Annotated in this window: 24 protein-coding genes and 1 tRNA gene; 8 read left to right on the top strand and 17 right to left on the bottom strand. The window is 57.8% G+C overall.

Features of this window, described 5'->3' with window-relative positions:
* Positions 1–527 precede the first annotated feature (527 nt).
* The 12 genes from OLX72_RS15940 to OLX72_RS15885 form a co-directional block, all read right to left on the bottom strand.
* A tRNA-Arg gene (locus OLX72_RS15940) sits at positions 528–604 on the bottom strand.
* A gap of 51 nt (positions 605–655) precedes the next feature.
* Complete coding sequence (locus tag OLX72_RS15935; RefSeq protein ID WP_433989075.1) at positions 656–1,129, bottom strand: hypothetical protein; 474 nt, start codon at positions 1,127–1,129, stop codon at positions 656–658.
* A gap of 34 nt (positions 1,130–1,163) precedes the next feature.
* On the bottom strand, positions 1,164–2,384 hold the full coding sequence (locus OLX72_RS15930; RefSeq protein ID WP_433989074.1) for a cysteine desulfurase: 1,221 nt from the start codon (positions 2,382–2,384) through the stop codon (positions 1,164–1,166).
* Positions 2,377–2,973, bottom strand: coding sequence for a Yip1 family protein (locus OLX72_RS15925; protein ID WP_433989073.1), 597 nt, complete (start codon positions 2,971–2,973; stop codon positions 2,377–2,379). Before OLX72_RS15925 ends, OLX72_RS15930 begins: the two co-directional genes overlap by 8 nt.
* The gene (locus OLX72_RS15920) at positions 2,970–3,449 is read right to left on the bottom strand and encodes a YIP1 family protein (protein WP_433989072.1); all 480 of its coding nucleotides are present in this window, start codon (positions 3,447–3,449) and stop codon (positions 2,970–2,972) included. Before OLX72_RS15920 ends, OLX72_RS15925 begins: the two co-directional genes overlap by 4 nt.
* Positions 3,449–4,729, bottom strand: a complete 1,281-nt coding sequence (sufD, locus tag OLX72_RS15915; RefSeq protein WP_433989071.1) for a Fe-S cluster assembly protein SufD — start codon at positions 4,727–4,729, stop codon at positions 3,449–3,451. Before sufD ends, OLX72_RS15920 begins: the two co-directional genes overlap by 1 nt.
* A complete protein-coding gene (gene sufC, locus OLX72_RS15910) occupies positions 4,729–5,484 on the bottom strand; it encodes a Fe-S cluster assembly ATPase SufC (protein ID WP_433989070.1) in 756 nt (251 codons plus the stop codon). Before sufC ends, sufD begins: the two co-directional genes overlap by 1 nt.
* A 39-nt stretch (positions 5,485–5,523) precedes the next feature.
* Positions 5,524–6,120: a hypothetical protein gene (locus tag OLX72_RS15905; RefSeq protein WP_433989069.1), complete on the bottom strand. Its 597-nt coding sequence runs from the start codon at positions 6,118–6,120 to the stop codon at positions 5,524–5,526.
* Between the two features lies 1 nt (position 6,121).
* A complete protein-coding gene (locus OLX72_RS15900) occupies positions 6,122–6,427 on the bottom strand; it encodes a hypothetical protein (protein WP_433989068.1) in 306 nt (101 codons plus the stop codon).
* Positions 6,427–7,950, bottom strand: coding sequence for a Fe-S cluster assembly protein SufB (sufB, locus tag OLX72_RS15895; RefSeq protein ID WP_433989067.1), 1,524 nt, complete (start codon positions 7,948–7,950; stop codon positions 6,427–6,429). Before sufB ends, OLX72_RS15900 begins: the two co-directional genes overlap by 1 nt.
* A gap of 20 nt (positions 7,951–7,970) precedes the next feature.
* Entirely contained in the window at positions 7,971–9,014 is a 1,044-nt protein-coding gene (locus OLX72_RS15890; protein WP_433989066.1) for a cysteine desulfurase family protein, read from the bottom strand.
* Positions 9,015–9,052: 38 nt separating this feature from the next.
* A complete protein-coding gene (locus tag OLX72_RS15885; protein WP_433989065.1) occupies positions 9,053–9,511 on the bottom strand; it encodes an Rrf2 family transcriptional regulator in 459 nt (152 codons plus the stop codon).
* Positions 9,512–9,686: 175 nt separating this feature from the next.
* On the opposite strand from OLX72_RS15885, the gene OLX72_RS15880 reads away from it, so the two are divergent.
* The 4 genes from OLX72_RS15880 to OLX72_RS15865 all read left to right on the top strand — a co-directional run bounded on the left by OLX72_RS15880 (position 9,687) and on the right by OLX72_RS15865 (position 12,474).
* Positions 9,687–10,340 carry an alpha/beta hydrolase gene (locus tag OLX72_RS15880; protein ID WP_114870208.1) on the top strand — a complete coding sequence of 218 codons (654 nt, stop codon included), beginning with the start codon at positions 9,687–9,689 and terminating at the stop codon, positions 10,338–10,340.
* Between the two features lies 1 nt (position 10,341).
* On the top strand, positions 10,342–10,572 hold the full coding sequence (locus OLX72_RS15875) for a hypothetical protein (RefSeq protein WP_114870209.1): 231 nt from the start codon (positions 10,342–10,344) through the stop codon (positions 10,570–10,572).
* Positions 10,565–11,149, top strand: coding sequence for an HD domain-containing protein (locus OLX72_RS15870; RefSeq protein ID WP_433989064.1), 585 nt, complete (start codon positions 10,565–10,567; stop codon positions 11,147–11,149). Before OLX72_RS15875 ends, OLX72_RS15870 begins: the two co-directional genes overlap by 8 nt.
* Positions 11,150–11,259: 110 nt before the next feature.
* Positions 11,260–12,474 carry an NADP-dependent isocitrate dehydrogenase gene (locus OLX72_RS15865; protein WP_114870211.1) on the top strand — a complete coding sequence of 405 codons (1,215 nt, stop codon included), beginning with the start codon at positions 11,260–11,262 and terminating at the stop codon, positions 12,472–12,474.
* Positions 12,475–12,561: 87 nt separating this feature from the next.
* Here OLX72_RS15865 and OLX72_RS15860 read toward each other — a convergent pair whose 3' ends face one another.
* A complete protein-coding gene (locus OLX72_RS15860; protein WP_368073739.1) occupies positions 12,562–12,750 on the bottom strand; it encodes a DUF6356 family protein in 189 nt (62 codons plus the stop codon).
* 138 nt (positions 12,751–12,888) lie between these two features.
* Here OLX72_RS15860 and OLX72_RS15855 point away from each other — a divergent pair, with 138 nt between their 5' ends.
* From OLX72_RS15855 to typA, 3 genes are all read left to right on the top strand, one after another.
* Positions 12,889–13,344 (top strand): Lrp/AsnC family transcriptional regulator, encoded by a 456-nt coding sequence (locus OLX72_RS15855; RefSeq protein WP_433989063.1) that lies wholly within the window; start codon positions 12,889–12,891, stop codon positions 13,342–13,344.
* Positions 13,345–13,353: 9 nt separating this feature from the next.
* On the top strand, positions 13,354–13,689 hold the full coding sequence (locus OLX72_RS15850) for a DMT family transporter (RefSeq protein ID WP_114870214.1): 336 nt from the start codon (positions 13,354–13,356) through the stop codon (positions 13,687–13,689).
* Between the two features lie 99 nt (positions 13,690–13,788).
* Positions 13,789–15,609, top strand: a complete 1,821-nt coding sequence (gene typA / locus OLX72_RS15845) for a translational GTPase TypA (RefSeq protein ID WP_433989062.1) — start codon at positions 13,789–13,791, stop codon at positions 15,607–15,609.
* 30 nt (positions 15,610–15,639) lie between these two features.
* On the opposite strand, the gene OLX72_RS15840 is transcribed toward typA, so the two are convergent.
* From OLX72_RS15840 to recA, 3 genes are all read right to left on the bottom strand, one after another.
* On the bottom strand, positions 15,640–15,927 hold the full coding sequence (locus OLX72_RS15840; protein ID WP_433989061.1) for a DUF1330 domain-containing protein: 288 nt from the start codon (positions 15,925–15,927) through the stop codon (positions 15,640–15,642).
* Between the two features lies 1 nt (position 15,928).
* Positions 15,929–18,589, bottom strand: a complete 2,661-nt coding sequence (gene alaS / locus OLX72_RS15835; RefSeq protein ID WP_433989060.1) for an alanine--tRNA ligase — start codon at positions 18,587–18,589, stop codon at positions 15,929–15,931.
* Positions 18,590–18,761: 172 nt separating this feature from the next.
* Complete coding sequence (gene recA, locus OLX72_RS15830) at positions 18,762–19,841, bottom strand: recombinase RecA (protein WP_433989059.1); 1,080 nt, start codon at positions 19,839–19,841, stop codon at positions 18,762–18,764.
* A 191-nt stretch (positions 19,842–20,032) separates the two neighbouring features.
* Between recA and OLX72_RS15825 the strand changes: the two genes are divergently transcribed.
* On the top strand, positions 20,033–20,650 hold the full coding sequence (locus OLX72_RS15825) for a gamma-glutamyl kinase (RefSeq protein WP_114870218.1): 618 nt from the start codon (positions 20,033–20,035) through the stop codon (positions 20,648–20,650).
* Positions 20,651–20,681: 31 nt separating this feature from the next.
* Here the strand turns inward: OLX72_RS15825 and OLX72_RS15820 are convergent, their stop codons facing one another.
* The gene (locus tag OLX72_RS15820) at positions 20,682–22,889 is read right to left on the bottom strand and encodes an ATP-binding protein (RefSeq protein ID WP_433990471.1); all 2,208 of its coding nucleotides are present in this window, start codon (positions 22,887–22,889) and stop codon (positions 20,682–20,684) included.
* Between the last annotated feature and the right edge of the window lie 19 nt (positions 22,890–22,908).

The raw sequence follows: 22,908 nt of genomic DNA, 5'->3' as shown, positions 1-22,908 counted from the left end.
TCGCGTCAATCCACCATTGTATTTTTAAATTCTATAACTACTGTAGGTTTAGGTAGTAACGTTTGCTGCGCACGAGTTTCCTGGGTTGGGGGCAGAGCACTGGTTTACCCTACCGTATGTCCGGCCACTGAATTTAGCGAACGTTGCTACCCCCATCATTCAGACAAATCTTATGCGGCGAACTGAGCAACTTGATCCAAAATCGTCTTTGCTAGGTTTTGCAGTCGCCAGCGCCTAAAATCATAGCGTCTTTGGAGACGAAGCGGCCCGCCACTTCAAAATGAAATTCGGGAGTTGCGGCGGACCGTTCTTGTTTGCTGAGGTGTGGGCCTTCAGCATCAAAACTCTTATCTTTACAATGCGCCTAAATAGTGGCGCAGCATCATGTTTGTTGGAAAATTCTCTTGCAGCCAGAGTGAAGGCAAAAAATTCACGCCATTCAAAACTCAATTGGCGGACATTACGGGGGACAGAGTAACGCCACAAAACGCTAAATCATTGTATATAAACATAAAAATACAGATACATGGCGGACCCAAGAGGATTCGAACCTCTGGCCTCTGCCTTCGGAGGGCAGCGCTCTATCCAGCTGAGCTATGGGTCCATGTCGCGGGGTATAGCGTTGCCCCGCACAGCCTGCAATCTTAAAAACCTGTCAGGGCTGTCGCGCGTGAAAGACCTTGCTGCGCACCACGCAGGTGGATGATGCCATTCCTGCCATTTTGGCCATCGCTTCGGGCAGAGTCACGTTCATTTCCGCATCCTGTTCGATATGCGTCGGATCGACGACCGTCACCACGGATTTCGACACGGCAATAATATCGCCCATGCCGCTGTCGGATATATCGCTGAAAACCCCCTGCCAGACGTTTTCGTCCAGCTTTGTCCAGGTAAACTGAATGTCTGCGCCTTGCAGCGCGACCGGATCAAACGGTTCGGGAAAGATGATCGGCCCGACATGGCCGCCAGCCATGTTGGCCTGCAACTGAGTAACCATTTGCGGCGGGCATCCGGTCTGGTCCACAAACTCGACAGCGCTGGCCCATGTGCCGCTTTGCGGCTGGATATCAGCCTGGACAGTCAGGGGAGCAAGCAGGATGAAAGTTGCGGCAAAGATCAGACGTGGCATTGAAAGTGTTCCTTTTCCACCCCGCCTATCACGCCTAGGCAAAAAGATCATGCGCCAGTTCCAGCGCATCCACCAGAACATCGACTTCGGCTGTGGTGTTATAAAGCCCGAAAGACGCGCGGCATGTGGCGGTGACACCCAGATGATCCATCAACGGACCGACACAGTGATGGCCCGCCCGCACAGCAACGCCCCTTTTGTCCAGCACGGTTGAAATATCGTGTGCATGTGCGGCCCCGTCCAATGTAAAGCTGAAAATCGCAGCCTTATCAACAGATTGCCCCTGAACCTGCAACCAGTTCAAACCGTCCAGACGGGTGCGCGCGTAATCACGCAGGGCGTTTTCATGGGCCAGAATATTGTCCATCCCCAGCCCCATCATGTATTCCAGCGCCACGCCAAAGCCGATGGTCTGCACGATACCGGGTGTGCCCGCCTCGAACTTCATCGGGGGATCGTTATAGGTCACCTCTTCCTTGCTGACCTCGCGGATCATGTCGCCGCCGCCGATAAAGGGGCGCATTTCCGCCATCCGTTCCGATTTGATGAAAATCGCGCCCGATCCCGACGGGCCATATAGCTTGTGCCCGGTAATCGCGTAGAAATCGCAATCCAGATCCTGCACATCCACCGGCATGTGCACCGCCGCCTGTGACCCGTCCACCAGAACCGGAACGCCCTTTGCATGGGCCGCCGCCGTGATGGTTTTCACATCAACCTTGGTGCCCAGCACATTGGAAAGCTGCGTGATTGCAATCAGTTTGGTGCGCGGTGTAATGGCATCGATCACTGCCTGCGGGTCCAGATCGCCGTTGATATCGGTATCGACCCATTTGATTACCACACCCTGACGCTCGCGCAGGAAATGCCATGGCACGATATTCGCGTGGTGTTCCATCACGCTCAGAATAATCTCATCGCCCGCCTGCATCCGCGGCATGGCCCAGCCATAAGCCACCAGATTGATGCCTTCGGTGGTGCCGGAATTGAACACGATCTCGTCTTCCGATCCGGCGTTCAGAAAGGTCGCAACAATGCCACGGACCCGTTCATACTGGTCGGTCGCAAGGTTCGAAAGGTAATGCAAGCCACGGTGAACATTGGAATATTCATGCGAATAGGCGTGTGTTACCGCATCAATCACCACCTGCGGTTTTTGCGCTGACGCGCCATTGTCCAGATAGACCAGCGGTTTGTCGTTCACAGTGCGTGACAGGATCGGAAAATCGGAGCGGATTTTTTCTACATCATACATAGGCAACAGATCCCAATAGTGTGGCCCCGATCAGGGACAAGAAGAAAGACAGGCCAAGCGCAAGGCCCAGCATTGCGGCCACCAACACCCCTGCCGCGCGCGGCAAAGAGTTGAGATGATGCGCCGTGTTGATAAAATTCACGAGTATCCAGATGCCCCACAGCGCGGCAGCCATCACCACAAAGGCAGCCAGAACCGGGGCAAGGATCAGCAGGACCAGCGTGATCACCTGCAAGGCGACACGCAGCGCCTGCAACCAGATCATCAGAACCAGAATATCACCCAGTTCGCCGGTTCCGCCCAGAGCACGCCCCGTCCAGTAAAGCGCGTGCACCGTCAGAACCAGACCACCTGCAACGATGAACAGGAACACAACCGGGCTTTGAAACGCACCAGGCAAGGGCGATGGTGTGGGCACCAGAATATTTGTCACCATGTAGACAATCGTGTTCAGCACCGCGACCAGCAACAGGGCCAGCCACAACACATCGCGCGGCAATTGAAAGGCCATCACCCGCTCTGCGGCCTGCGCAGGGGCGCGCAATGTTTCAATCGCCAGATCGCGCCAGTATGGAACCGTCAGCGTCATGCCCGCTCTGCCTGCCACAATCCGGCCAGCCAGAACCACAGGAAACAGCCCAGCCAGACCAGACCGATGATCTGTTCCTGTGTCCCCATTCCGATAAAACCGCGCATCAAACCGTGCAACAGCATCAGGGGACTGGTCGCAAGAAAGGCCCAGAACAATGCGATACGGGCACTGTAATAGCTGCCTTTACCGCCCACCAGTCTGGCCAGTACATGACTGAACCATGCCAGAACATAAAGCAGCAAGGGTGCCACAATAATCCATGCCATCAACGAACCGGCCAGCAACCCGTTCAGTTCGACATCTTCCAGATGCGCCCTGCGTGCCAGATACGGCCACTGCGCGATAAAGGTGATAACACAGGCCGCCATGACAAAGATCAGCGCGCGATCTTCGCGCTGTCCCATGTCCAGCAGGCGCTGCACCACTTTGCGCGGGCCGCGATACGTCGCTGCGATATCGCGGCTGACAGGCATCAGCTTCGACGGGCCAGCCACGCTTCAAGGCGCGCCAGAACATCTTCGGCCAATGCCTCGTTTTCGATCTCTTCGACCGCTTCTGCCAGAAAGGCCAGCGTCAGCAGATCGGTGGCCTGCTTTTCGTCCACCCCGCGCGAGCGCAGATAAAACAACGCATCCTCGTCAATTGCGCCCGATGTACTGCCATGCGAACACACAACATCATCGGCATAGATCTCAAGCTCGGGTTTGGCCAGAAACTGGCTGTCGCCATCCAGCAGCAAGGATTGGCTGATCTGGTAGCCGTCGGTTTTCTGGGCATGCTGTTTCACCAGAATCTTGCCCTGAAACACACCTGTCGCGCCGTTGCGCAGCACCTTTTTGAACACCTGACGGCTTTCGCAATTCACTGCGTCATGGGTGATGAACACCGTATCATCGTGATGGAAATCACCATCGCCAACGCAGGCACCGGCCACATGGGCCACCGCATCATCACCGGTCAGTTCGATCACGCATTCATTGCGTGTCAGAACGCCGTTTGCCGTCAGCGTAAAGGATTTGAACGTGCTGTTTTCGCCCAGACGCGCGAACATGTGCGTCGCCGCGCGCCGGTCGTGATCGCGCCCCTGCGCGCGCACATGGTGAAAGCCGGCGCCATCGGCAATGTCGATTTCCATCACCTTGTTGAACCGCGCCGCGGCTGGCCCGTTTTCAAGCACCGTGACATCGGCGCCTTTTTCCAGCTTGATCACATGGTGCAGAATGGCATCCGACGTGGTCGACACATGATGATAGATCAGGCTGATCGGGCGCGAAACACGCCCCGTTACATGGATCAGAACACCGTCTGTCGCAAAGGCCGTATTCAGCGCCGCCAGCGGGCGGTGCACCGGTGTCTGGCCGTTGGTTTCCAATACACCGTAAAGATCCTTGGCCCAGTGGATATCCTTGTCCGCAACGGCGGCAAGGCGTTCGATACTGACACCTTCCAGCGTCAGATCATCCGATGCGTCGGCATCAAAAACGCCGTCCACAAACACGATCTTCAACCGGTCGATATCGCCGAACACCGGCTTTTCTTCGGGATCGAGTGCCGCGGCATCCGGCGCGTCCACCGCTGTCAGCGTATCGGGGCGGGTGAATTTCCAGTATTCATCGCGCCGCGATGGCAGCCCCATGGTTTGAACACGCGACAATGCGGCTGTGCGCGCCGTCATGCTCCATCCGCCCTGTGGCATCGCAAGCGCGTTCACTCGCGCCTCGGTCGTGGTCTGTTTCAATTCCGGCAGGCCCATTACGCCACCTCTGCCAGAATATCCGTGTAGCCGTTGTTTTCGACTTCAAGCGCCAGTTCAGGTCCACCGGTTTTCACGATGCGGCCATCGGCCATGATATGAACGACATCGGGTTTGATGTGATCCAGCAAACGCTGGTAATGGGTGATCACCAGAAATCCGCGCCCCGCATCGCGCAGCGCGTTGACACCGGATGCCACCAGTTTCATCGCATCGACGTCCAGACCGGAATCCGTTTCGTCAAGAATGCACATTTTCGGTTCCAGCATTGCCATCTGCAGGATTTCATTGCGTTTCTTTTCCCCGCCGGAAAAGCCGACATTAACCGGGCGTTTCAGCATATCCGCATCAATCTGAAGTTCCTTGGCCTTGGCACGGATCACCTTGAGGAATTCTGCTGCGCTCATATCGTCCTGCCCGCGCGCCTTGCGCTGGGCATTAACGGCCGTGCGCAGGAACGTCATGTTGCCCACACCGGGAATTTCAACAGGGTACTGGAACGCCAGAAACAGCCCCGCCGCCGCGCGCTCTTCCGGTTCCATATCCAGAATATCGGCCCCGTCCAACGTGGCCGACCCGGCTGTCACCTCGTAGCCGTCCTTGCCCGAAAGAACATAAGACAGAGTGGATTTGCCCGACCCGTTCGGCCCCATGATGGCATGCACCTTGCCCGCATCCACCGTCAGGTTCACACCTTTCAGGATTTGCTTGTCTTCTTCTTCAAGTTGCACGTGCAGGTCTTTGATTTCTAACATGTCTTGCCTCGTCTTATTTCGGTTTTGGCCATAGCGGCCTCAGAAGGGTTTCGTGTAAAACGCAAGGATATCTGTCATATCCCTGCGTGGAAAATCGGTTGGCTCCAACTCGAACCGGGCCATGCGATCGCAACATTCGACCGGTTTGATCCAGCGTTCAACCTTGGCGTATTGCTTGCGGTCCACATAGTCATCAAACAGAACCGTCACCGGTTTTTCCGTCCGCAACCAGGTGGTGATCAGACAGGCCGCACGAAAGCGCCCGTCCACCAACACCAAATCAGGTGCTTCGAATTCCGGAAGGTCCCACACGGAATTGGGGTACCGGTGAAACCGCCGCCACGCGCCGCCTTCAACTGGGCTGCCCCATTTTTCTGTCTTGCCGATATTAGCATGGTACAGAACGACAGGAGATGCCGGGCTGGATGCATCCAGGTATGCTTGGATTTTGGCACACCATTTCTTGTCGGACTCTACAGAAAACACCTTTTTGTTAGGCATTTCCGATGCCATAATAGTGGAACCGCCCGTACCGTATTCAAGGATTACCGATGCCGCCTCATAGTGGGTGCGCACCCAATCCGACACCGCCTGCGGAAAGGTTAGCACTGGCCTGTCGGTCGCGTCGGGTTTCATGTCAGCCGTCCACATTTTCAGGGCTGCGGGCACGCCGCACAATCCCGACCAGGCGCACAATGATGGCGCTCCAAACAACCAGCAGGACCGCACCAACAACAAGCTCGTATTTTTCGGCCTGCGCGGCCACGATCCAGCCTGTCGCAACAAGGTTCTGCACAATTTCGTCATGGGCCATCATCACCGCAAATACCGCAAACAGCCCGATTACCAGAAACGTCAATTCCTGTGTCTCGGGGTGCAACCGTGATGGATGTCCAAGCCGAATGCGATCTGCCGGCTTCAACGACGGATCATTGTGCGACATTACCCAACGCTGCCTTCCAGCGAAATCGCAACCAGCTGCTGCGCTTCCATAGCAAATTCCATCGGCAGCGCCTGCAACACGTCCTTGCAAAACCCGTTCACCACCAGCGCCACGGCCTCTTCCTCGTCCATGCCACGGCTGCGGCAGTAAAACAGCTGATCATCATCCACCTTGGATGTGGTCGCCTCGTGCTCCACGCGGGACGAATTGTTCTTCACCTCGATATAGGGCACCGTGTGCGCGCCACAATTTCCGCCGATCAGCAGGCTGTCGCACTGCGTATAGTTCCGGCTGTCCTTGGCTTTGGGGTGCATCGACACCAATCCGCGATAAGTGTTCTGCGCGTGGCCCGCGCTGATCCCCTTGGACACGATCCGGCTTTTGGTGTTCTTGCCCAGATGGATCATCTTGGTGCCGGTGTCGGCCTGCTGGTAATTGTTGGCAATGGCAATCGAATAGAACTCGCCCTGGCTGTCATCGCCTCGCAGGATGCAGGACGGATATTTCCACGTCACCGCAGACCCGGTTTCCACCTGCGTCCACATCACCTTGGCGCGGTCGCCACGGCAATCGGCGCGTTTGGTCACGAAGTTATAGATCCCGCCCTTGCCGTTCTCGTCGCCGGGATACCAGTTCTGCACCGTGGAGTATTTCACCTCGGCGTCTTCCTCGATGATGATTTCCACCACGGCGGCGTGCAGTTGCGAAATATCGCGCTGCGGTGCGGTACATCCTTCCAGATAAGACACATAGCTGCCCTTGTCGGCGATGATCAGCGTGCGTTCGAACTGGCCGGTGTTTTCCGCATTGATCCGGAAATAGGTGCTCAGCTCCATCGGGCAGCGCACGCCCGGCGGCACATAGACAAACGATCCGTCCGAAAACACGGCGCTGTTCAGCGTTGCGTAGAAATTGTCCGACACCGGCACCACCGATCCCAGATATTTGCGCACCAGTTCGGGATGGTCCTTGATCGCTTCGGAAATCGAACAGAAAATCACACCCGCTTTTTTCAACTCATCCTGAAAGGTCGTACCCAGCGATACGGAATCAAACACCGCGTCAACCGCCACCTTGCGGCCCTCGGCGGGCATGTCCTCGGCACCCTCGACACCGGCAAGGATCATCTGCTCTTTCAGCGGAATGCCCAGCTTTTCATAGGTCGCAAGCAATTTCGGATCGACCTCGTCCAGAGACTTGGGTTTGACTTCAAAACTTTTGGGGCGCGCGTAATAATACTGGTCCTGAAAGTCGATTTCAGGATAATCGACCATCGCCCAATCGGGCTCTTCCTTGGTCAGCCAGCGTTCATAAGCTTCAAGCCGCCAATCGGTCATCCACTGCGGTTCGCCGTTCTTTTCGGAAATCAGCCGCACGATATCGGGCGTCAGTCCTTTGGGCGCGTATTCCATTTCGACATCGGTCGACCAGCCGTATTTGTACTTGCCGCCAACCTCGCGCACCGCATCGACGGTGTCCTGATCCACACCTTCCTTGACGGTTGTGTTGTCCAGTGCTGCCATAATCGATACTCCCGCTTCGGTCACGCCGCCCGGCGCGCATGTTTGTGTCTTTTGTCCAGCCAGGTTTCTGCAAACCTGACAACATCGTCTTCCTGCGTCTCAAGCCCCAGCGACACCCGGATCGCACTGCCCGCAACCTCGTCGCCGTACCCCATCGCCCGCAGCACACGGCTGGCCCGCACCTTGCCGCTGGAACAGGCCGAACCTGCCGAAACGGCAAATCCGGACAGGTCCATCTGCATCACCTGCGTCTCGCCTTTCCAGCCGGGGGCCGCGAAGCAAGAGGTGTTGGGCAAACGTCCCACGGCTTTCCCGACAAAAATAGTCTTATTTACGCCAGCCTCAAGAGCCTTTTCTAGAATATTTCTAAACTGGCCGATTTTTTCCCACCGCCCCGCCGCCACATCCGCAACCGCAGCCGTTGCCGCCGCGCCAAATCCGGCAATGCCGATGGTGTTTTCCGTCCCGGACCGGCGGCCCATTTCCTGCCCGCCGCCCTTGATCTGGGCTGCAATATCCAGCCCGCGCCGCAACACCAGCGCGCCGACGCCTTTGGGTCCGCCCAGTTTATGCGCCGAGACAATCGCCATATCGACGCCCAGTTCGTCAAACCGCAGCGGCACCTTGCCAAACGCCTGCGTCAGATCGCATACGGCCAGTCCTACCGGTATGTCCTGCAGAATGCCGGTCTCCGAATTGGCCAGTTGCAGCGCGGTCTGCGCCGCATCCGCAACATCCGCTTTTCCCTTTGCGTCAACCGGCAGATCCGGCTTAACCCACGCCAGCACCGCCTCGTGCTCAATTTCGCCGCCATGCAGTCCGCGCCCGGCACAGGCCAGCGCCGCCGCCTCGGTCGCGCTCGACGTGAACACGATATCCGCATCCCCCGCCCCCAAGGCCTGGGCAATCTGTCCGCGCGCGTTTTCGATCAGGGCTTTCGCCGCCCGCCCCTCAGCATGAACCGAATACGGATTGCCCACCACATCCATCGCCGCACACATCGCCGCCCGCGCCTCGGCGCGCAGCGGCGTTGTCGCATTGTGATCCAGATAGGTGCGCTTCATCGCTTCATTTGTCCAAAAATACTCAAAACCCCGTCGCCCTAATCATCCACAATCGCAAACAGGTTCGGCACCGCCGGACAGGGCGCCAGTTCGTTTTCAATCACGTCCGACAGCCGGGTCTGGTGCAAAAACACATAGACCTGCGCGCTCAATCCTTCCCACAACCTGTTGGTCAGCGACTGTGCGCGGCTGCCCGACAGCGCGCCTGATACCCCTGCCCCCTTGTGCATCGCGTCAACCGTTTCATCCACGGCCGAAAGCACGTCCACAACGCGTATTTCCGATGGAAGTCTCGCCAGCCGATAGCCCCCGCCGGGTCCGCGCACCGATGCCACCAGCCCGGCGCGCCGCAACTTGACGAACAACTGCTCAAGATAGGGCAGCGAAATGTCCTGTCGTTCCGAGATCTCGCCCAGCGTCACCAGCTTGTCGCCCGATGTCAGCGCCAGATCGGCCAGCGCCACCATTGCATAACGCCCTTTGGTCGATAGTTTCATGTTTAACGCCCTCTGGCCTGCAAAAGCCGTCTGAATTCTTGACCTTCCGCGCCGTAGCGCTTAAGTCCCGCAAGCTACCGCATCGCTGCGGTCGAATAGATTAGAACAGTTCTAAGGTGCCTTAGCGATTTCGTCAAGAATTCAGCGCGCCTTGGTGTCATGAACAAGGACGCACATGCCCGAGGTTATTTTTCCCGGACCCGAAGGCCGCCTCGAAGGCCGCTATCACCCGCAAAAAGAAAAAGACGCGCCCATCGCGATCATCCTGCACCCGCACCCGCAATTCGGCGGCACGATGAATCACAAGGTTGTCTACAACCTGCACTACGCGTTTTACAACATGGGTTTTACCGTATTGCGGTTCAATTTCCGCGGTGTCGGTCGCAGCCAGGGCGAATATGATCAGGGCATCGGAGAGTTGAGCGATGCGGCCTCGGCCCTCGATTACCTGCAGTCGATGAACAACAATTCCAAACATTGCTGGGTCGCAGGCTTCAGCTTTGGTGCGTGGATCGGAATGCAGCTTTTGATGCGCCGTCCTGAAATCACCGGCTTTATCAGCGTGTCACCCCCGGCCAACATGTATGACTTTTCCTTTCTGGCGCCCTGCCCGTCTTCGGGTCTGATCATCAATGGCAGTGCGGATCGCGTCGCCCCGCCCGCCGATACCGTGTCTCTGGTCAACAAGCTGCATGAACAAAAGGGCATCACGATCACCCATCAGGAAATCGAAGGGGCCGGCCATTTCTTTGAACCGCCGCACATGGATACGTTGATTTCCAACACAACCGATTACGTGAAACGCCGCCTGACCGAGACATCGCGCTGATATGTCCCTGACCAATGATATTGCCGACGAACTGGCGTTGCAGACGATGGAAATTCTGCACGCCACCGGCAAGGATGATGTGATCGCCGAACTGTCCGCGGCGCTTGGCGGCTTTTCCCAGACTCTGGAAGAGGCGTACATGACGGCCATCCGCGTGCGCCGCGCCGAAGAACGCGCCCGCATGATCCTGTCCAAACGCCGGAAAGAAGCGGGCCTGCCGTCAGATGACTGACCGGCTGGACCGACAGTTCGCGTTTCTGAACGAAGCTGACAAACTGAAATCGGTTCTGCGCGGAACCACCCTGAATGACGGATCGCGCCCGGAAAATTCGGGCGAACACAGCTGGCACATTGCCCTTTACGCCTTGGTTCTGGCCGAACATTCCGATCGTCCCGTCAACGTAAACCGCGTTATCAAAATGTTGCTGGTGCATGACATTGTGGAAATCGATGCGGGCGACAACCCCATTCACGGCGATCATGATCCGCTGGAAATGGAAGTGATCGAACAACAGGCCGCCGAACGTATATTCGGGCTTCTTCCGCCTGATCAGCGCGACAGTTTTCGCGCCTTGTGGGAAGAATTTGAAGCGGCCGAAAGCGATGATGCCATTTTCGCCAAAAGCATTGATCGCATTCAGCCCGTGAACAGCAACCTGCAAAGCGGCGGCGGCACATGGCGCGATTACAACGTGACGGCCGATCAACTGCAAACCCGTGTCGGGGCCAAGGTTCAGCGCGGCGCGCCGCGGCTTTGGGCGTGGCTGCAACCGCGACTGGCAGGCTTCTTTGAACCCTCGTCGCACTGACACCGCGACATCTCGTCACCGGTATACATTGGTATACAGTCTTTCCAGCCCGCAAGAAGTGCGCTAGACCGCGCGCAAGTGATTCAACCTACAGCAAAGGGACCGCACCCATGACCAAGATCAAGGTGGACAATCCCGTCGTCGAACTCGACGGCGACGAAATGACCCGCATCATCTGGGATTTCATCAAGAAGAAACTGATCCTGCCTTATCTCGATATCGATCTGAAATATTACGATCTGGGCATTCAGGCACGCGATGAAACCGATGACCAGATCACCGTTGATTCCGCCCATGCCATCCAGAAATACGGCGTTGGCGTCAAATGTGCGACCATCACGCCGGACGAGGCGCGGGTAGAAGAATTCGGCCTGAAACAGATGTGGCGCAGCCCCAACGGCACAATCCGCAACATTCTGGGCGGCGTGATTTTCCGCCAGCCGATCATCTGCCAGAACGTGCCCCGCCTTGTGCCCGGCTGGACCAAACCGATTGTTGTCGGCCGTCATGCCTTTGGCGATCAGTACCGCGCCACCGATTTCAAATTTCCCGGCAAGGGCAAGCTGACGATCAAATTCGTCGGCGATGATGGCAGCGAAATTGAACGCGAAGTGTTCGATGCGCCCGATTCCGGTGTTGTCATGGCGATGTACAATCTGGACAAATCAATCATCGATTTCGCCCGCGCGTCCATGAACTATGGCCTGTCGCTGGGCTGGCCGGTGTACCTGTCGACCAAGAACACCATTCTCAAGCAATATGATGGCCGGTTCCTGGAGCTGTTCCAGAAGGTCTATGAGGAAGAATTCGAAGACAAGTTCAAAAAGGCGGGCATCACCTATGAACACCGTCTGATCGACGACATGGTCGCCTGCGCGATGAAATGGAACGGCGGTTATGTCTGGGCCTGCAAAAACTACGATGGCGACGTCCAGTCCGACACCGTGGCCCAAGGCTTTGGTTCGCTGGGCCTGATGACCTCGGTGCTGATGACACCCGATGGCAAAACCGTCGAGGCCGAAGCCGCCCACGGCACCGTGACGCGCCATTACCGCCAGCACCAGAAAGGCGAGGAAACATCGACCAACTCGATCGCGTCGATCTATGCCTGGACCGGCGGATTGAAGCACCGCGCCAAACTGGATGGCAACGACACATTGATGAACTTTGCCACCACGCTGGAAAAGGTCGTTGTCGACACCGTAGAAAGCGGCGACATGACCAAGGATCTGGCGCTGCTGGTCGGACCCGATCAGAAATGGCTGACCACAATGGGGTTCCTTGAAAAGGTAGATGAAAACCTGAACAAGGCCCTGGCCGGATAAATCCGGATAAAAAAACGGGGCCAGCAATGGCCCCGCTCAGGTATCAACTGGAAAAGCCGTCCCACACCCCGGGGGCGGCTTTTTCAATTAATGGGTTCGGTTATGCATCCGGTGGTGCAGCTTCTCGATGATGCCGCTTGCCGTCTTTTCAAACGCGCAAGGGACAAACGCATGCACCAACGCGGCGCCGGCCGCTGCAAACAATGCGCCGGAAAATTTCAGCGCAAACAGCATATGCTGAAAAAATGATTCATCTACGCTTTGCGGGTGATCCAAAAATATCCGGTTAAACATGTCGCGCTCCGATCCGTGAGTGGTGCCGACAAACTAGAAAAAACAGCTTGAACATATGTCCCAAATATCAGTTTATTCTGCTTTATCTTGTGATAATTTCCCGCGATAAGGCAATTTGTGATGACATTTGATGAAATAGATCGCCGCATACTGCAAGAACTGCAACGCGACACCACGCAATCGCTTGATACGCTGGGCGAACGGGTGCACCTGTCGCGCAACGCCTGCTGGCGCCGGATCAAGGCGCTGGAGGATGCGGGCGTCATTGAAAAGCGCGTCGCCTTGCTGTCACCGGAAAAACTGGGGCTGGGGCTAATGGTGTTCCTGCAAATCCGCACCAATTCACACGAACCCAACTGGCTGCGCACGTTTTCGGCAGCGACCCAGTCCATGCCCGAAATTCTGGGCGTCTACCGCATGACCGGCGATCTAGATTATTTGATCCGCGCGCGGGTTGCGGATATGGCGGGGTATGACCGGCTGTACCAGAACCTGATCCGGCGCGTCCCCCTGTCGGATGTGTCGGCCAGTTTCGTAATGGAACAGATCAAGGACACCACCGAATTACCGCTTTAGGGAGGCATCATGCCCGTTCACTATCTTTATCTGTTCATCGCGGTGATTGCCGAAACAATCGGGACAACCGCGTTGCAGGCCAGCGCCCAGTTTTCGCGGTTCTGGCCTTCGGTCATTGTGGTGATCGCCTATGCGCTGTCCTTCTATCTGATGGCGGTGACGCTGAAATACATGCCTGTGGGCATCGTCTATGCGATCTGGTCGGGTCTGGGCATCGTGTCCATTGCGCTGATTGCCTTTATCGTCTTTGGCCAGCGGCTTGACCTGCCTGCAATACTGGGTCTGTCGATGATTATCGGCGGGATTGTCGTGATCCATGTGTTTTCGGGCACCACCACGCACTAGCGCTGGCGCGCCACGTCACAGGGCCATTCCGCTTTTTCCCCTAGCCTTCTGCACCGCAGCGATGTATGCGCGCGACAACTCCGAAAAAAGGTAGAGACAATGGACCTGCGAAATATCGCAATCATCGCGCACGTTGACCATGGCAAGACCACGCTGGTGGATGAATTGCTGAAACAATCCGGTGCGTTCCGCGAAAACCAATCGGTGGCCGAACGCGCCATGGACAGCAACGATCTGGAACGCGAACGCGGTATCACCATTCTGGCCAAAGCCACGTCTTTGGAATGGAAAGGCATGCGCATCAATATCGTCGACACACCCGGCCACGCCGATTTTGGCGGCGAGGTCGAACGCATCCTGTCGATGGTGGATGGCGTTGTGTTACTGGTGGATGCCGCCGAAGGTCCGATGCCGCAAACCAAATTCGTGACCTCCAAGGCGCTGGCACTGGGCCTGCGCCCGATTGTGGTTCTGAATAAGGTCGACAAACCCGATGCCGAACCCGATCGCGCGCTGGACGAATGTTTTGACCTGTTCGCCAATCTGGGTGCTGATGACGACCAGCTTGATTTCCCGTCCATGTATGCCTCGGGCCGCTCAGGCTGGGCAGATATGGAACTGGACGGTCCCCGCAAGAATCTGGATGCGCTGTTTGATCTGATCGTGAAACATGTCCCCGCGCCCAAACAGATCGAACGAATGGATGAACCGTTCACCATGCTGGCAACAACCCTGGGATCGGACCCGTTTATCGGCCGTATCCTGACGGGCCGCGTGGAATCCGGCACGCTCAAGGCGGGTGAAACCGTCAAGGCGCTGTCACGCGACGGCACGTTGATCGAAAACTTCCGCGCGACAAAAATTCTTGCCTTCCGCGGTCTGGGCCAGCAGGCGATTGATCGCGCCGAAGCTGGCGATATCGTGTCCATCGCGGGCATGTCCAAGGCCACCGTGGCCGACAGCATTGTCGCGCCTTCGGTCACCACCGCCCTGCCCGCGCAACCGATTGATCCGCCCACCATCACGGTGACCTTTGGTATCAACGATTCGCCGCTCGCGGGCCGTGACGGCAAGAAGGTACAAAGCCGCGTGATCCGCGACCGCCTTATGAAAGAGGCCGAATCCAACGTTGCCATCAAGATCAGCGACACACCGGGCGGCGAAGCCTTTGAAGTCGCCGGACGCGGCGAATTGCAAATGGGCGTTCTGATCGAAAACATGCGTCGTGAAGGGTTTGAACTGTCCATTTCGCGCCCGCAGGTTCTGTTTCAGACCAGCGAAAGCGGCGAACGTCTTGAACCCATCGAAGAAGTCACCATTGACGTGGATGATGAATATTCCGGTGCGGTGATCGAAAAGATCACCGGTACCCGCAAGGGCGAACTGACCGAAATGAAACCGGCCGGTGCGGGCAAAACCCGCATCATCGCCATGGTGCCGTCTCGCGGGCTGATCGGGTATCACGGCGAATTCCTGACAGATACGCGCGGCACCGGCGTGCTGAACCGTGTCTTTCACGGCTGGGCGCCACACAAGGGGCCAATACCGGGCCGCCGGGCCGGTGTTCTGATTTCCATGGAAAGCGGTCAGTCGGTCGCCTATGCCCTGTGGAACCTTGAAGATCGCGGGCGCATGTTCATCGGCGCGCAGGCCGACATCTACGAAGGCATGATCATCGGGGAACACAGCCGTGAAAACGATCTGGAAGTGAACCCGCTGAAAGGCAAGAAACTGACCAACGTGCGGGCATCGGGCACGGACGAGGCCGTGCGCCTTACCACCCCGATTACCATGTCGCTGGAACAGGCGATTGCCTATATCGACGACGATGAACTGGTTGAGGTCACGCCGAACGCGATCCGTCTGCGTAAACGCTTTCTGGATCCGCATGAACGCAAGCGGATGTCCAAAGCGGGCTGATCTATCTGGGGCGCGGCTTTGTTCGCGCCCTTATTCGCTGGTTTCCACGATCATCAATTCGCGTTCAGACGCGCCAAGCGCGTGGCTTAACGCGCGCTGGTACGTCACTGAATTATAACATTCTTCCGCTGCCTCGACAGACGGAAACCGCGCCACAACATTGCGCGGACGCGCCTGCCCTTCCAACTGAACGAACCGGCCGCCACGCGCAATGAACTTGCCGCCATGTTGGGCAATCGCCTCGGTCGCCAAAGCGGCGTATTTGCTATACGCCTCTTCATCGGTCACCGTCACATGTGCGATCCAGAGTGCTGGCATCTTATCCCTCCAATACAGCAGTTGCAGCCGCAATGGCCGCCTTGGCGTTGGCCGCATCGGGCCCACCGCCCTGCGCCATGTCAGCGCGCCCGCCGCCACCTTTTCCGCCCAACTCTGCCACGGCAGCCTTGACCAGATCAACGGCGGAAATGCGCGACACCAGATCATCGGTTACACCGGCAGCGACAGCCGCCTTGCCCCCCGCATCGGCGATCAGCAGAACCGCACCGCTGCCCAGCCGGGATTTGTGTTCATCAATCAGCGCCGGAAGATCCTTGCCCGTGACCCCCGAAAGCACCTGAGAAATGAACTCTATCCCATTGACTTCATTTGGCTCTGTACCAGCCACAGCTCCACCGCCAGCCATTGCCAGCTCGCGGCGCAGTTGTGCCACTTCGTTGGCCAGTGCCTTGCGTTCGTCCAGTAAGGCGCGCACCCGCGCAGGCACATCTTCGGCCTGCGCTTTCAATTCCTGCGCCAGCGCGTTGACCCGGCGGTCTTGCGCGCTCAGATGGCGCAACGCATCCGCGCCGGTCAGGGCTTCGATCCGGCGCACGCCCGCACTTGATGCGCTGTCGCCCAGCAAGGCAAAGACCCCGATGTCGCCCGTCTGGCGCACATGGGTGCCGCCGCACAATTCCAGCGAATAGGTCTGCCCGTCGCTGCCCTTGCCCGACCCGTCCTGCCGGCCCATCGAAACAACCCGTACTTCGTCGCCGTATTTTTCACCAAACAATGCCTGCGCCCCCAGTCCGCGCGCGTCATCCGGGGTCATGATCCGCGTTTCCACGGGCGCGTTCTGACGGATATAGGCATTCACGTCCTCTTCGACCTTGGCCAGTTCGTCGGCTGTCAGGGCTGCATTGTGGCTGAAATCAAACCGCAAACGATCCGCCGCGTTCAGCGATCCGCGCTGCGATACGTGATCGCCCAGCGTTTCGCGCAGCGCCTCGTGCAGAAGGTGGGTGGCCGAATGGTTCGCGCGGATGGCGGTGCGGCGGGCATGATCGACAATCAGCATCGCCGCCTGTCCCTGTGCCATTTCGCCTTCGATCACCTTGCCGAAATGTACAAAAACCCCGGCCGTCTTGCGCGTGTCGGTCACTTCGGCCACGCCGGTATCGGTTCTGATCAGGCCGGTATCCCCGACCTGCCCGCCGCTTTCGGCATAAAACGGCGTCTGGTTCAGCGCAATCTGCACCGCCCCCCCTTTGCCAACCTTTTTCGCAATGGCCCCGTCAACCACCAGCGCCACAATCTGGCCTTCGGCAGTTTCGGTGTCGTAGCCCAGAAAATCGGTCGTGCCATGTTCGTCGGCCACATCGAACCAGATCGTCGCATCCGTCGCCTCGCCCGAGCCGGACCATGCGGCCCGCGCCTTGGCCTTTTGTTCGGCCATGGCAGCATCAAATCCGTCCGTGTCCACCGCGCGCCCCTTTTCACGCAGCGCATCCTGCGTCAGGTCCAGCGGAAACCCGTAAGTGTCATAGAGCTTGAACGCCGCCGCGCCGGGCAGGTTCTGTCCTTCGGGCAGATCACCCAGTTCCTCATCCAGCAGCTTCAGCCCGCGATCCAGCGTCGTCTTGAACCGGGTTTCTTCCAGCTTCAGCGTTTCGGTGATCAGCGCCTGCGCCTGCCCCAGTTCGGGATAGGCCGCCCCCATCTTACGCACCAGCGCGGGTACCAGTTGATACATGATCGGGTCTTTCGCACCCAGCAGATGCGCATGGCGCATGGCGCGCCGCATGATCCGGCGCAACACGTAGCCACGCCCGTCATTGGACGGCATCACCCCGTCCGCAATCAGAAACGAGGTTGAGCGAAGATGATCCGCAATCACGCGGTGATGCGTACGCCCGGGCCCGTCAGGATCGGTGCTGGACGCATCTGCGCTGGCCTCGATCAGGCTGCGCATAAGATCGGTGGCATAATTGTCGTTTGTGCCCTGCAACAGCGCCGCAACCCGTTCGATGCCCATGCCGGTATCGATCGACTGGTTGGGCAGATCGGTGCGCGATCCGTCGGCAAACTGTTCATATTGCATGAAGACAAGGTTCCAGATCTCGACAAACCGGTCGCCGTCTTCTTCCGGGCTGCCCGGCGGGCCGCCCCAGATGTGATCCCCGTGATCATAAAAGATTTCCGAACACGGGCCGCAGGGACCAGTCGGGCCCATCATCCAGAAATTGTCATCCGTGGCGATACGGATGATCTTGTCATCGCTCAATCCGCCGACCTTTTTCCACAGGTCTGCCGCCTCGTCATCCGTGTGATAGACGGTGACGGTCAGCTTGTCCTTGGGGATGCCCAGTTCCTTTGTCACCATCTCCCACGCATAGGGGATCGCTTCGGATTTGAAATAATCGCCAAAGCTGAAATTTCCCAGCATTTCAAAGAACGTGTGATGGCGCGCCGTATAGCCGACATTGTCCAGATCGTTGTGTTTGCCGCCGGCGCGTACACATTTCTGTGCTGTCGTCGCGCGGGTGTAATCGCGGTGTTCCAGCCCGGTGAACAGGTTCTTGAATTGCACCATGCCGGAATTTGCGAACATCAGCGTCGGATCATTGCGCGGAACCAGCGGGCTGCTGTCGACCACCTTGTGCCCCTGTCTTTGAAAATAGGACAGAAATGTCGATCTGATATCGTTAACGGTTTGCATGGACGGCACCCCTTTTGGGCGAAGAATTTCGGTTTCCGTCAAATAACCGCCCACCTGCGTGCTGTCCACAGGTCACTGACCCAAGACGCAAAAACAGGGCACACTGTCCGCGCGCCCTGTTTTGATGTGTTTTCTGTGCGGGCGCGAATATGCGCCGCAACGCGTTTGATCTTCAGGCTTCCAGTATGTCCTCGTCCACCGCGTCCGCCCCTTCGGGCATGTCGAAATCAAGCCCGTGCGACGCCCGGATCTTGTCTTCGATCGCGAACGCGATCTTGGGGTTGTCGCGCAGGAACTGTTTTGCGTTCTCACGCCCCTGTCCGATCCGCTCATCGCCATAGCTGAACCACGAACCCGATTTATCAACCACGCCGGCCGCCACGCCAAGATCCAGCAATTCGCCGTTCTTGGAAATGCCTTCGCCATACATGATGTCGAATTCGACCTGTTTGAACGGCGCGGCCACCTTGTTTTTCACGACTTTGACGCGCGTGGCGTTGCCCACAACCTCGTCCCGGTCCTTGACCGCGCCAATGCGGCGGATATCCAGACGGACCGAGGAATAGAACTTGAGCGCGTTGCCCCCCGATGTGGTTTCGGGGCTGCCGAACATCACGCCGATTTTCATCCGGATCTGGTTGATGAAAATCACCATGCAGTTGCTGCGGCTGATCGATCCGGTCAGTTTGCGCATGGCCTGGCTCATCAGACGGGCCTGCACGCCAACGCTGCTGTCGCCCATGTCGCCTTCCAGTTCCGATTTCGGCGTCAGCGCCGCAACCGAATCCACGACCACCATGTTCACCGCGCCCGATCGCACCAACGTGTCTGTGATTTCAAGCGCCTGTTCGCCGGTGTCGGGCTGCGAGATCAGCAATTCGTCGATATCCACGCCCAGTTTCTTGGCATATTGCGGATCAAGCGCATGTTCCGCATCGACAAAGGCGCAAACACCGCCCTTTTTTTGCTGTTCTGCCACGCAATGCAGTGTCAGCGTCGTCTTGCCCGAGCTTTCGGGCCCGTAAATCTCGATGATACGGCCCATCGGCAATCCACCGATTCCCAGCGCAATGTCCAAACCCAGAGAGCCGGTCGAACTGGCCTTGATGTCCTGTATCGCGCCTTCCGCGCCCAGTTTCATGATCGAGCCCTTGCCGAACTGCCGTTCGATCTGCGCCAGTGCGCTGTCCAGCGCTTTCTGCTTGTCCGCGTTTTTCTTGCTGTCCATTGTCAAAAGATCTGCCGTTGCCATAATTGTTCATTCCCTTACTGTCACACCCGCGCGCGGGCGGCAATGCTGTCGATGTTCGCCTCTTGTTCTTTATGGGACCAAAAAGAGAACATTTCAATCAAATTTTTCCTGCGCCTACTGTTTGCACCAAGAGTTAAAGAGTGGTTTACAAATGGCAGCACATCTGTGGGCAATCCAAGGGATAAACCTAAATGCTTGTTTTTTATAAGGAACGTCTGGTGTTTTTGTCGGTGCCGAAAACCGGAACCACCGCATATCAGACGGCGCTGGCCCCGCATGCCGACATTGTGGTGTCCGATCCACCGATTCTGAAACATGCGCCGGTCTATCGCTACAACCGTTTTTTTCGCCCCATGTTCGAAAAAGCCTGCAACGTCGAGATGGAATTGCTGGCGGTGATGCGCGAACCGGTCAGCTGGCTGGGCAGCTGGTACCGCTACCGCCAGCGCCCGTTCATGAAAGGCAACCCCAATGCAACCTTCGATCTGAGTTTTGACGACTTTGTCCAAGGCTATATCAAAGGGCGCAAACCCGCATACGCCGATGTCGGCAGTCAGGCGAAATTTCTGGAACCGCATCCCAGTGGCTGCCACGTCACCCATTTGTTCCGTTACGAAGATCAATCCGGCCTGCGCGCCTTTCTGGAAGACCGTCTTGATCTTTCGATCAGTCTGGGGGCGGAAAACGTATCGCCCAAATTGCCGCTGGATTTGTCGCCAGACACCCGCGCGGCCCTGCTGCGCAAATGCAGTCAGGAGTTCGATCTTTACAACAGCATCCCGGTGCGCGGCGACCCCGACGACATATGAACCGGCACCGCGCGGCCCATACACCGGACATCTAGTGCAACTGACGATGTACCGTTTCGGTCAGATCGTTCAAAGAAAACGGTTTCGGCAGAAAGACCGAGTTCGGGATGCGGGTCTGGTTTTCGCCGAATGAATCCTCGGCATATCCCAAAACAAACACCACCCTGACATCGGGCCGGTCCTGCAAGGCCTGCCGCACCCAGCTGGGCCCGTCCATGCCGGGCATCACCACATCGGTCACAAAAACATCCACGGCCACTCCGGGATCTTCCAGGGTTTTCAAAGCCGCCTCGGCGCAATCGGCCTCAAGCACGGTATAGCCGCGCAAACGCAGGGCGCGGCTGGCAAAGGCACGTACCGGCGCTTCGTCTTCGACCAGCAGAATCACGCCTTCGCCATGCTTGGGCTGTGTCGCCACCGCGACAACGGGCGCTGGCGCAGGTGCCATCGCTTCCACTTCGTAGACCGGGAACAACAGGGTAAAGGCGGTTCCCGACCCGACCACACTGTCCACAAAGATGAACCCGCCTGTCTGCTTTACGATCCCGTAGGCGGTTGACAGGCCAAGCCCGGTGCCCTCGCCCGTGCGCTTGGTGGTAAAGAACGGTTCGAATATTTTTTGCAACTTGTCCGCGGCGATCCCCGTTCCTTCGTCCGAAACCTTGACCGATACGTAAGAACCGACAGGAATATGGGCGCGCTCGCGTTCCACCATGTCTGGAAAGTGCACCCCTTCGGTTTCGATACGGATTTCACCGCCCGACGGCATCGCATCCCGTGCGTTTACCACAAGGTTCATCAGCACCTGTTCAAGCTGGCGCTTGTCGGCGCGGATGGATTGCAGAACCGGATCATGCGACAGCGTCAGAGTTATTTTTTCACCGACCAGCCGGTTCAGAAGATGGGTCAGGTCAGACAGGGTATCGCGCATATCCAGCACTTCGGGCCGCAAGGTCTGCTTGCGCGAAAACGCCAGCAACTGCCCGACAAGGGCAGCGGCCCGATTGGCATTCTGGTTGATCTGCACCAGATCGCTATATTCCGGACCCCCCTGATCATGCCGCAGCAACAACAGATCGCAATGCCCTGAAATCGCTGTTAAAAGGTTGTTGAAATCATGCGCCACACCGCCCGCCAGTTGCCCGATGGCCTGCATTTTCTGGCTTTGCACAAACTGCGCTTCCAGCGTTTTAAGCTCGGTTGCATCGCTTAGAACTGCGATCAGGGCGGTGCCTGTCGCCTCGACGCACCGGTTCAGCGTGACCTGAACGAACACCTCCCTGTCGCGCCGCGTAAGGCGCAAGAACTCGGATCGGGGGGTGGAATGCGCCTGCGCAGCTTCGGCAAGCCAGTCCGGGATCGCCCGCCCCAACCCTTCCATCACATCCGACAGCACGGTGTTTTCACCGATCTTGCCACCCAGAAGGGCCGTTGCCGTGGTGTTCGCCATCAGAATCTCGCCACCGGCCGCCACTTTGAGCAGGGGCACCGACAGATCCTGAAACATGGTCCAGTCCTGCGGATCGTGCTGAACCTGCATCGGCATCAGATACACTTCGCGCCGGCCGGCGCTGGCCGGCACTTCTGACACCAGCACATCCCTGGGGCCTTCTGCGGTCGTGATCCTGCTGGGCTGGCCGGATGTATAGGGCAGCGACACAAACAATCGGTCCAGCGATTTGACGCGGCTGCCGATCAGGTGGCGCGCGGCTTCGTTCATGAACAAAACGGCGTCGGTACGTCCGACTGTGATCAATGGGATGGACAGGCTGTCCGCCCCGCGCCCCGTATTCGGACGTTCAAGTATATCCTCGATCCGCCACAGAAACATGCCCTGCCCCACACCGTGCACAGCCAGCCGGTAATGTCCCTGACGCGTTACCAGATCTTCTTTGGCCGACCCGACAGTTTCCGCCTTGGATTGCAGGCGGAACAAAACCGCGCTGGGGTTTGCAAAAACCGTGCGCAACACGCTGGCAAGCGTTTGCGACCCTAGGCTGTCCATTCTTTCGCGCGCCGCCGCGTTGCGCGACCGGATCACACCATCCGTGTCTGTCACGAAACTGGGCGCAGCATCTTTGGCAATGAAATCGGTCAGGATGCGATAGGCGGTTGCCTGCGCGTTTCTGTGATACAGCGCCAAACCAAGCAGCAGCGCCGTGATCGCCGCCAGAGTGCCCCCGGCCCCGACCAGCGGCAACAAGACCGGCCTGGGTGCCAGAAGAACACCGCCTGCCATGATCACCAGCGCCGTGGCG

The organism is Sulfitobacter sp. TBRI5 (assembly GCF_051013555.1).
Taxonomy (GTDB): Bacteria; Pseudomonadota; Alphaproteobacteria; order Rhodobacterales; family Rhodobacteraceae; genus JL08.
Note: the sequence above shows the minus strand (reverse complement) of the source record. Positions and strands in the feature narration are given on the sequence as shown.

Excerpts from the sequence above, each read along its gene's own strand:
- recA (WP_433989059.1), bottom strand. The coding sequence starts at position 19,841 with ATGGCAACGGCAGATCTTTTGACAATGGACAGCAAGAAAAACGCGGAC.
- OLX72_RS15920 (WP_433989072.1), bottom strand. The coding sequence starts at position 3,449 with ATGCCTGTCAGCCGCGATATCGCAGCGACGTATCGCGGCCCGCGCAAA.
- alaS (WP_433989060.1), bottom strand. The coding sequence starts at position 18,589 with ATGCAAACCGTTAACGATATCAGATCGACATTTCTGTCCTATTTTCAA.
- OLX72_RS15900 (WP_433989068.1), bottom strand. The coding sequence starts at position 6,427 with ATGTCGCACAATGATCCGTCGTTGAAGCCGGCAGATCGCATTCGGCTT.
- typA (WP_433989062.1), top strand. The coding sequence starts at position 13,789 with ATGGACCTGCGAAATATCGCAATCATCGCGCACGTTGACCATGGCAAG.
- OLX72_RS15840 (WP_433989061.1), bottom strand. The coding sequence starts at position 15,927 with ATGCCAGCACTCTGGATCGCACATGTGACGGTGACCGATGAAGAGGCG.
- sufB (WP_433989067.1), bottom strand. The coding sequence starts at position 7,950 with ATGGCAGCACTGGACAACACAACCGTCAAGGAAGGTGTGGATCAGGAC.
- OLX72_RS15850 (WP_114870214.1), top strand. The coding sequence starts at position 13,354 with ATGCCCGTTCACTATCTTTATCTGTTCATCGCGGTGATTGCCGAAACA.
- OLX72_RS15855 (WP_433989063.1), top strand. The coding sequence starts at position 12,889 with ATGACATTTGATGAAATAGATCGCCGCATACTGCAAGAACTGCAACGC.
- OLX72_RS15820 (WP_433990471.1), bottom strand. The coding sequence starts at position 22,889 with ATGGCAGGCGGTGTTCTTCTGGCACCCAGGCCGGTCTTGTTGCCGCTG.
- sufD (WP_433989071.1), bottom strand. The coding sequence starts at position 4,729 with ATGGGCCTGCCGGAATTGAAACAGACCACGACCGAGGCGCGAGTGAAC.
- OLX72_RS15890 (WP_433989066.1), bottom strand. The coding sequence starts at position 9,014 with ATGAAGCGCACCTATCTGGATCACAATGCGACAACGCCGCTGCGCGCC.
- OLX72_RS15930 (WP_433989074.1), bottom strand. The coding sequence starts at position 2,384 with ATGTATGATGTAGAAAAAATCCGCTCCGATTTTCCGATCCTGTCACGC.
- OLX72_RS15875 (WP_114870209.1), top strand. The coding sequence starts at position 10,342 with ATGTCCCTGACCAATGATATTGCCGACGAACTGGCGTTGCAGACGATG.
- OLX72_RS15905 (WP_433989069.1), bottom strand. The coding sequence starts at position 6,120 with ATGAAACCCGACGCGACCGACAGGCCAGTGCTAACCTTTCCGCAGGCG.
- sufC (WP_433989070.1), bottom strand. The coding sequence starts at position 5,484 with ATGTTAGAAATCAAAGACCTGCACGTGCAACTTGAAGAAGAAGACAAG.
- OLX72_RS15865 (WP_114870211.1), top strand. The coding sequence starts at position 11,260 with ATGACCAAGATCAAGGTGGACAATCCCGTCGTCGAACTCGACGGCGAC.
- OLX72_RS15880 (WP_114870208.1), top strand. The coding sequence starts at position 9,687 with ATGCCCGAGGTTATTTTTCCCGGACCCGAAGGCCGCCTCGAAGGCCGC.
- OLX72_RS15925 (WP_433989073.1), bottom strand. The coding sequence starts at position 2,973 with ATGACGCTGACGGTTCCATACTGGCGCGATCTGGCGATTGAAACATTG.
- OLX72_RS15935 (WP_433989075.1), bottom strand. The coding sequence starts at position 1,129 with ATGCCACGTCTGATCTTTGCCGCAACTTTCATCCTGCTTGCTCCCCTG.
- OLX72_RS15870 (WP_433989064.1), top strand. The coding sequence starts at position 10,565 with ATGACTGACCGGCTGGACCGACAGTTCGCGTTTCTGAACGAAGCTGAC.
- OLX72_RS15885 (WP_433989065.1), bottom strand. The coding sequence starts at position 9,511 with ATGAAACTATCGACCAAAGGGCGTTATGCAATGGTGGCGCTGGCCGAT.
- OLX72_RS15825 (WP_114870218.1), top strand. The coding sequence starts at position 20,033 with ATGCTTGTTTTTTATAAGGAACGTCTGGTGTTTTTGTCGGTGCCGAAA.